Origin of the sequence: Acetobacter sp. AN02, assembly GCF_029759835.1 — a bacterium.
Lineage (GTDB): Bacteria > Pseudomonadota > Alphaproteobacteria > Acetobacterales > Acetobacteraceae > Acetobacter.
Window position 1 is genome coordinate 1 of sequence record NZ_JAJJND010000119.1, and the last position, 5,683, is coordinate 5,683.

At 60.3% G+C, this 5,683-nt stretch carries 5 protein-coding genes; 1 reads left to right on the forward strand and 4 read right to left on the reverse strand.

What is annotated here, in order from left to right; translation table 11 throughout:
* Window positions 1-202: 202 nt before the first annotated feature.
* From gltX to LOC54_RS11035, 4 genes are all read right to left on the reverse strand, one after another.
* Entirely contained in the window at window positions 203-1,612 is a 1,410-nt protein-coding gene (gene gltX, locus LOC54_RS11020) for a glutamate--tRNA ligase (protein ID WP_279313859.1), read from the reverse strand.
* A 78-nt stretch (window positions 1,613-1,690) separates the two neighbouring features.
* The gene (locus LOC54_RS11025) at window positions 1,691-2,140 is read right to left on the reverse strand and encodes a cupin domain-containing protein (RefSeq protein ID WP_279313860.1); all 450 of its coding nucleotides are present in this window, start codon (window positions 2,138-2,140) and stop codon (window positions 1,691-1,693) included.
* A gap of 224 nt (window positions 2,141-2,364) precedes the next feature.
* Complete coding sequence (locus LOC54_RS11030) at window positions 2,365-2,742, reverse strand: DUF2185 domain-containing protein (protein ID WP_347709401.1); 378 nt, start codon at window positions 2,740-2,742, stop codon at window positions 2,365-2,367.
* 41 nt (window positions 2,743-2,783) lie between these two features.
* The gene (locus LOC54_RS11035; protein ID WP_279313863.1) at window positions 2,784-4,973 is read right to left on the reverse strand and encodes a TonB-dependent receptor; all 2,190 of its coding nucleotides are present in this window, start codon (window positions 4,971-4,973) and stop codon (window positions 2,784-2,786) included.
* A 174-nt stretch (window positions 4,974-5,147) separates the two neighbouring features.
* On the opposite strand from LOC54_RS11035, the gene LOC54_RS11040 reads away from it, so the two are divergent.
* Entirely contained in the window at window positions 5,148-5,546 is a 399-nt protein-coding gene (locus LOC54_RS11040; RefSeq protein WP_279313861.1) for a flagellar basal body protein, read from the forward strand.
* The last annotated feature ends 137 nt before the right edge of the window (window positions 5,547-5,683 follow it).

Sequence of the window (5,683 nt, forward strand, 5' to 3'; positions counted from 1 at the left end):
TCCGGTGAATCACAGGGCGATCCAAAACGATACCCTAAAGAAATCAAATATGAGTCAGGGCATCCCAGAGTTGGTATGATTGTCTCCGGCAGAAGGTTCATCCGGAGAAAATAGAGAGCATTTCGTAAAGAAAGCGTTTACCCGGCGGGAGAAAGCGGGCCGGAATTGTCTTTCCTTAACCCGCCCGCCTCACGAGGCTGTATCAGCTTCTGAGGACGGCTCCGATCCGGGCCAGAACCTCATCACGGCCGAGTGCTGCCAGCGTCACGTCGATTCCGGGAGACGTTGTCGTGCCGGTCATGGCTGCACGCAGCGGCTGCGCCACCTGGCCGAGCTTGTGCCCGTGCGTTTCCGCGAAATGCCGCAGGAGACGGTCGATTTCCTCTGCCGTGAACGGATCGGCCGCAGCCAGATCACGGGCCAGATCGCCCAGCATCGTCCGCGCTTCCGGAGAAAGCAGCTTTTCTGCCTTTGCATCGAAGGACAGCGGCACCTGACGGCCAAGAAAGGCCGCGCTGTCCGCCAGTTCTGCCAGCGTACGGGCCCGCTCTTTCAGACCGGGCATCAGCACGCGGAGACGCTCGCGGGTCACCTCGTCCGTCTGCACGCCCTCACGCCCGGCGAGACGCTGCAGCACATCGGCCGTCAGCCGGTCATCATCGGCCTCCCGCATCCATACACCGTTGATATGCAGCAGCTTGGCGTAGTCCATCCGGGATGGTGAGCGGCCGACTCCATCCAGATCGAACAGGCGTATCTGCTCGTCACGGGACAGGATTTCCGCGTCGCCATGCCCCCAGCCCAGACGCAGGAGGTAGTTACACAGCGCCTCCGGCAGATAGCCCTCATCACGGAATTCGACCACGGACTGGGCGCCGTGACGCTTGGACAGTTTCGCGCCGTCCGGGCCGTGAATCAGCGGCAGATGGGCGAATTGTGGCTGTGTCCAGCCCATCGCGCGGTAAATCATGAGCTGGCGGAAGGTGTTGGTCAGGTGATCGTCACCGCGGATGACGTGGGTCACTTCCATATCGTGATCATCCACGACCACGGCGTGCTGGTAGGTCGGCGTGCCGTCCGAGCGAAGGATGATCATGTCATCGAGCTCTGTATTCGCGACCCGGACCTCTCCCTGCACGAGGTCCGTGATCACCGTCTCTCCCTCACGCGGGGCCCTGATCCGGACCGCATAGGGCGCGCCTGCCGGGGCTTCAGACGGATCACGGTCGCGCCACATCCCGTTGTAGCGCGGGGGGCGGCCCTCCGCCATGGCGGTTTCCCGCATCTCCTTGAGCTCTTCGGGGGTGCAGTAGCACTTATAGGCCTGCCCTTTTGCCAGAAGGTCCAGCGCCACTTCCGTATGGCGCTCCTGGCGTGAGGACTGGAAGACTGGCGCCTCATCCGGCGTGATTCCCATCCATTTCAGGCCTTCGAAGATCACGTCCACGGCCTGCTGCGTGGATCTTTCCCTGTCCGTATCCTCGATCCGGAGCAGGAATTCGCCGCCGTGATGCCGGGCGTAGAGAAAGTTGAACAGCGCGGCACGGGCATTGCCGATGTGCAGCAGGCCTGTGGGGGAAGGCGCGAAGCGGGTGCGGATTTTCGTCGTCATGATGACGGTGTCTTATCACGCACCCGGCCTCTCCGGCTATGGCCGTCTTACAGGGGTAAAAATATTATTACCCGGGTATTAATACTCCGGTTTTTCGCCTTTTGCCGGGATGGAAGGCGGCACGCCCGGGGTGCCTGCGTAGGTCAGGAGCAGGACGGTTTCCTTGTCTCCGGCCTCTCCGCGGTGTTCCGCATTATCGGCCTCTCCGAAGACCTCTCCCTTGTGATAGGTGTGTGTCGCGCCGGAGGCACGATCATGGATCGTGAGATCCCCTTCCAGGATGTAGCAGGTGTTGGGGAAGGGGTGTGTGTGCCAGGGCAGGGCCGTGTGAGGCTGGAGCGTGACGCGCAGGACGGTCAGCTGCGGCTGCGTCGTCGGGTAGTGCGTGTAGGGCTTGCCGTTCCAGGAGGAAGTTGCCTGCAGCAGGGTTTCGCGTTTTGCCGTTTCCACCTTCTGTGCGTGGGCGGCTGTCACGCTGACGGAAGCGCAGATGGCGGCCAGCAGCACGGCTCTGACAGAATGTTTCATGGTCCGATCCCCAATCATATGTGTTCAGATATATCTGCACGGGCGGGCCCGGGTGTCATGCCCATGTGACGGGCCGGTATGACGGACCGGTCCTTCTTCCCCGGGACAGGATGTCCGTCGGATATATGTATATCTGAATTTCACATTTCTGATAACGCGGAACCGGTGATTTCGTTGCACGGCTCACTGACCGGTGTTCCGGTCCGGGCGGATGGCGGGAGGAGTCAGTCGTCTGATTCCTCCTCCTCATCATCAGGAATAGGATAGTCGAAAACCTGAACGAATTCGCCGCTGTCATCTCTTTCGAAGACGCATCCGATCTCCGCACCGAGGAACGGAATGAGACCAGGATCGTAGTTTGCGATTGTATTCAGGGCAAAGATCGTGTGGTTCCGGGCATCATTCATATATGCGTCGCTTTCGTGTCCCGACAGGAAACACCATCCCGTATCGTATGAGTTGCAGGGCTTGTCTCTGTACATGAACCTGACGGGCAGTCCTTCGACCGCTATTCTGTTGGAAACGATGCATCCGGGAGAATCCGGGATAAGCTGACGGACCTTTCCCATGCCAGGGAAATATTTCTTTTTCTTATGCCGCATTTTTCATTTCCTGATTATTTCCTGCAGCCTGCCCGGGCTGATCAGAATCCTGCGGAGATGCGGCCGCCGATGAAGCGGGGGGAGCCGGGGATATAGATGTAGTTTGTCGTCGCCTGACCGCCGCTTTCGTAATAGTGCCTGTTGAGAAGGTTTGTTGTGTAGAGCGTGGCCTGCCAGCGGTCTGAGGTTGCCCGCCAGGTCAGATGGGCGCCCAGCAGGAAGTAGGATGGCAGGCGGTAGAATCCGGTTCCGCCGGGGGTCATGGCCTGGCTGCCGCGGTACATCCAGTCCACGCCAAGTTCGGCGGCGTAGCCTCGCATGACGGCCTGGCGCCAGTCTGCCTCTCCGTTCATGGTCAGTTTGGGCTGTCCCATATCCACGCCGGAGAAATTATCGTTGATGGCTTTCCACTCTCCGGTGGCGGCGTGATAGGCGTTGGTCTTTGCGCGGTTGACGGTCGGGAAATTCTGGAACGTTCCGCGCTGCCAGCCGAGATTCTGCGTGATGAACAGGTGCCGGAACGGGTGCAGGTCGATGGTGGTCTCAAAGCCCCAGCTTTCGGATTTGGGGGCGTTGGTGATTTCGCTCAGCGGTCCGTAATCGGGGATGAGCACCGTGCCGAGAATCTGCTGGTGGTGGAAATCGTTATAGAATGCGGCACCGTTGATCCTCAGTTTTCCCGGGATCGGATCGGTTTTCAGGCCGAGTTCATAGGTCAGCACCGTTTCGGGCTGGAACGGGTCGAGCTGGGCCTGGATCTGTGTGTTGTTGGCCGTAAATCCCCCGGGTTTGAAGCCTTTGCTCATCTTGTAATACATCAGGGCGCGGGGGTTTATCTGCCAGCTTATCCCGGCCTGGCCCGCGAACTGGTTCGAAGCCGTGCTTTCGGGGAGGAAGGAGCGGCTGCTCTGCCCGTAGATGATGGTTTTCAGGCCGTTGATGCTGCGGTCATCCAGTTCGTGCAGCAGGCCTGCGAACAGCGTTACCCCGTGCGGGAGCCGGTAGCTTGCGTGGCCGAACTCCGAGATGCTTTCCTGGCTGATCCCGAAATCCGTGACCTGGAAATATTTCCGGGCGGTGTAGTTTGCATAGTCGAAGAAGAATTCCTGATCCATGCGGCTGCGCTGGTAGAACGCGCCTGCGACCCACTGGAAGCGGTCTGAGGGGCGTGAGTTCGAGAGTCTGACTTCCTGGGTGAAGGTGTTGCCCTGGATGGTCCGCCAGGCATCGGCCTGGGACAGGGATGTCCCGTCCTGGTCTGTCAGTTCTCCGCGGCGCTGTGTCTCGAAGGCCGAGACGGATGTGACCGTTGCATAGCCGAAATCGTGGCTGAACCGGAGATCCCAGCCCCAGAACTGGTTGTTTTCTCCGGGTTTCATGGAAGCGGAGCGTCCGATCAGGCGGGCGAATTCGGGGCGGAAGGACCACTGCACGTGTTTTGAATCCACGTCCGGCAGGGGGCCTGAGCCGATCAGGCGGTGGACCGGGATGCTGGTGACGACCTGGCTGTGATCCGAGACGAAGTGGCCGGACAGCATGACCGTGGTGTGTTCATCGGGCTGCCAGCGGAGTTTTGCCCGCAATGCCTTGAGATCGGCATCACCCAGATGCGCGCCGTTATCTGCGTTACGCTGCCAGCCTCCGCCCTGCCGTGTCATTCCGGCGATACGGAAGCTCAGTCCTTTTGCCAGGGGGCCTGAGATCCAGGCCTCGCTCCGGCTGCGGGCATAGGAGGCGATGTCCTGGGATGCGCCGTAATGCCAGGTGTCGGTCGGGTCGTTCGTCCGGATGCGGACTTCTCCGCCCGTATCGGACTGGCCGTGCTCGGTGCCGACCGGTCCGGGTGTCACGCGGACGTCCTGCAGATCGAACATCAGCCCTGTCGCCATGGCGGCATAGGCGTAGGACACGTCGTCGAAATAGGTCAGGACCGGACCCATATTGTTCTGGGTGAAGTCGTTAAAGCCGAGGCCGCGCAGGTAGAAATTGGATGAGGCCGTGCCGTTGATGCTCTGGATCGTAAGGTTGGGGGCGACGCGCTGCAGGTCGCGCAGGGTGACCACGCCGCGTTTTGTCAGCCGTTCCGCCGTCAGCCGCGTGTCGGCATCCGGCAGGTGTTGGGCCTCCGGGTGGCTGAAATCGTGACGGCGGGCGAAGACCTCCACGTTTTCCGCCGGGTCTTTCCGTGTCTTTCCGGGTTTGTGTGTCTGTGCCGCGGATTCGTGCACCATTCCGGCAAAGGACAGCCCTGCCACGGTGACGGACACCAGTTTTCCGCGTTTCATACGCCGTTTCATCGCACCTGCCGGACCATCATCCGCTTTCATCTGCATTAACCTCCCCTACAGATTTCTCTGTCAGTCTTCCGGCAAACGGCTAACACTCTCTGTCGGGGCTGCACTTATATGCACGAAGTTTCAGGTCAGGCCAGCGCTGGCGGTACGGATATTCTGGGGCTGGCGCAGAAGCGCATGAACTGGCTCCAGTCACGTCAGAACGTACTGGCGGCCAATATCGCGAATGCGGACACGCCCGGATACACGCCGAAAACCGTCACGCCGTTCGGGGATGCGCTGTCTGTGGCGCGCGTCGCGCTGGAGCAGACATCCGGGGAGCATCTGCCCGGGCGGGCGACGTCGTCCTCCGCAAGCGAGGACCGCACGGCCGACCGGTCTCTGAACGGCAACCGTGTTTCTCTTGAATCGCAGCTCGAGCAGGTGGCGGACACGAGCGACCAGCAGAAATTCGCGACGAATATCTATGGCACGTATCGCACGCTGTTCTCGACCGTGCTTGGAAAATAAGGAGGCCTCTGAGGCATGGATCTTACCGGTTCCCTGAACATCTCGGCGGCGGGCATGGAGGCTCATACCAACCGTTGATTGCTATAACCTATGCGCCCAATCTCGCAGTCCGATTGACATGATGCGCCAAGGTTGTT

What these genes read in the sequence shown, in the direction of transcription:
- LOC54_RS11035 (WP_279313863.1), bottom strand. Translation starts at nt 4,973, where the DNA reads ATGGTGCACGAATCCGCGGCACAGACACACAAACCCGGAAAGACACGG.
- LOC54_RS11030 (WP_347709401.1), bottom strand. Translation starts at nt 2,742, where the DNA reads ATGCGGCATAAGAAAAAGAAATATTTCCCTGGCATGGGAAAGGTCCGT.
- LOC54_RS11040 (WP_279313861.1), top strand. Translation starts at nt 5,148, where the DNA reads ATGCACGAAGTTTCAGGTCAGGCCAGCGCTGGCGGTACGGATATTCTG.
- gltX (WP_279313859.1), bottom strand. Translation starts at nt 1,612, where the DNA reads ATGACGACGAAAATCCGCACCCGCTTCGCGCCTTCCCCCACAGGCCTG.
- LOC54_RS11025 (WP_279313860.1), bottom strand. Translation starts at nt 2,140, where the DNA reads ATGAAACATTCTGTCAGAGCCGTGCTGCTGGCCGCCATCTGCGCTTCC.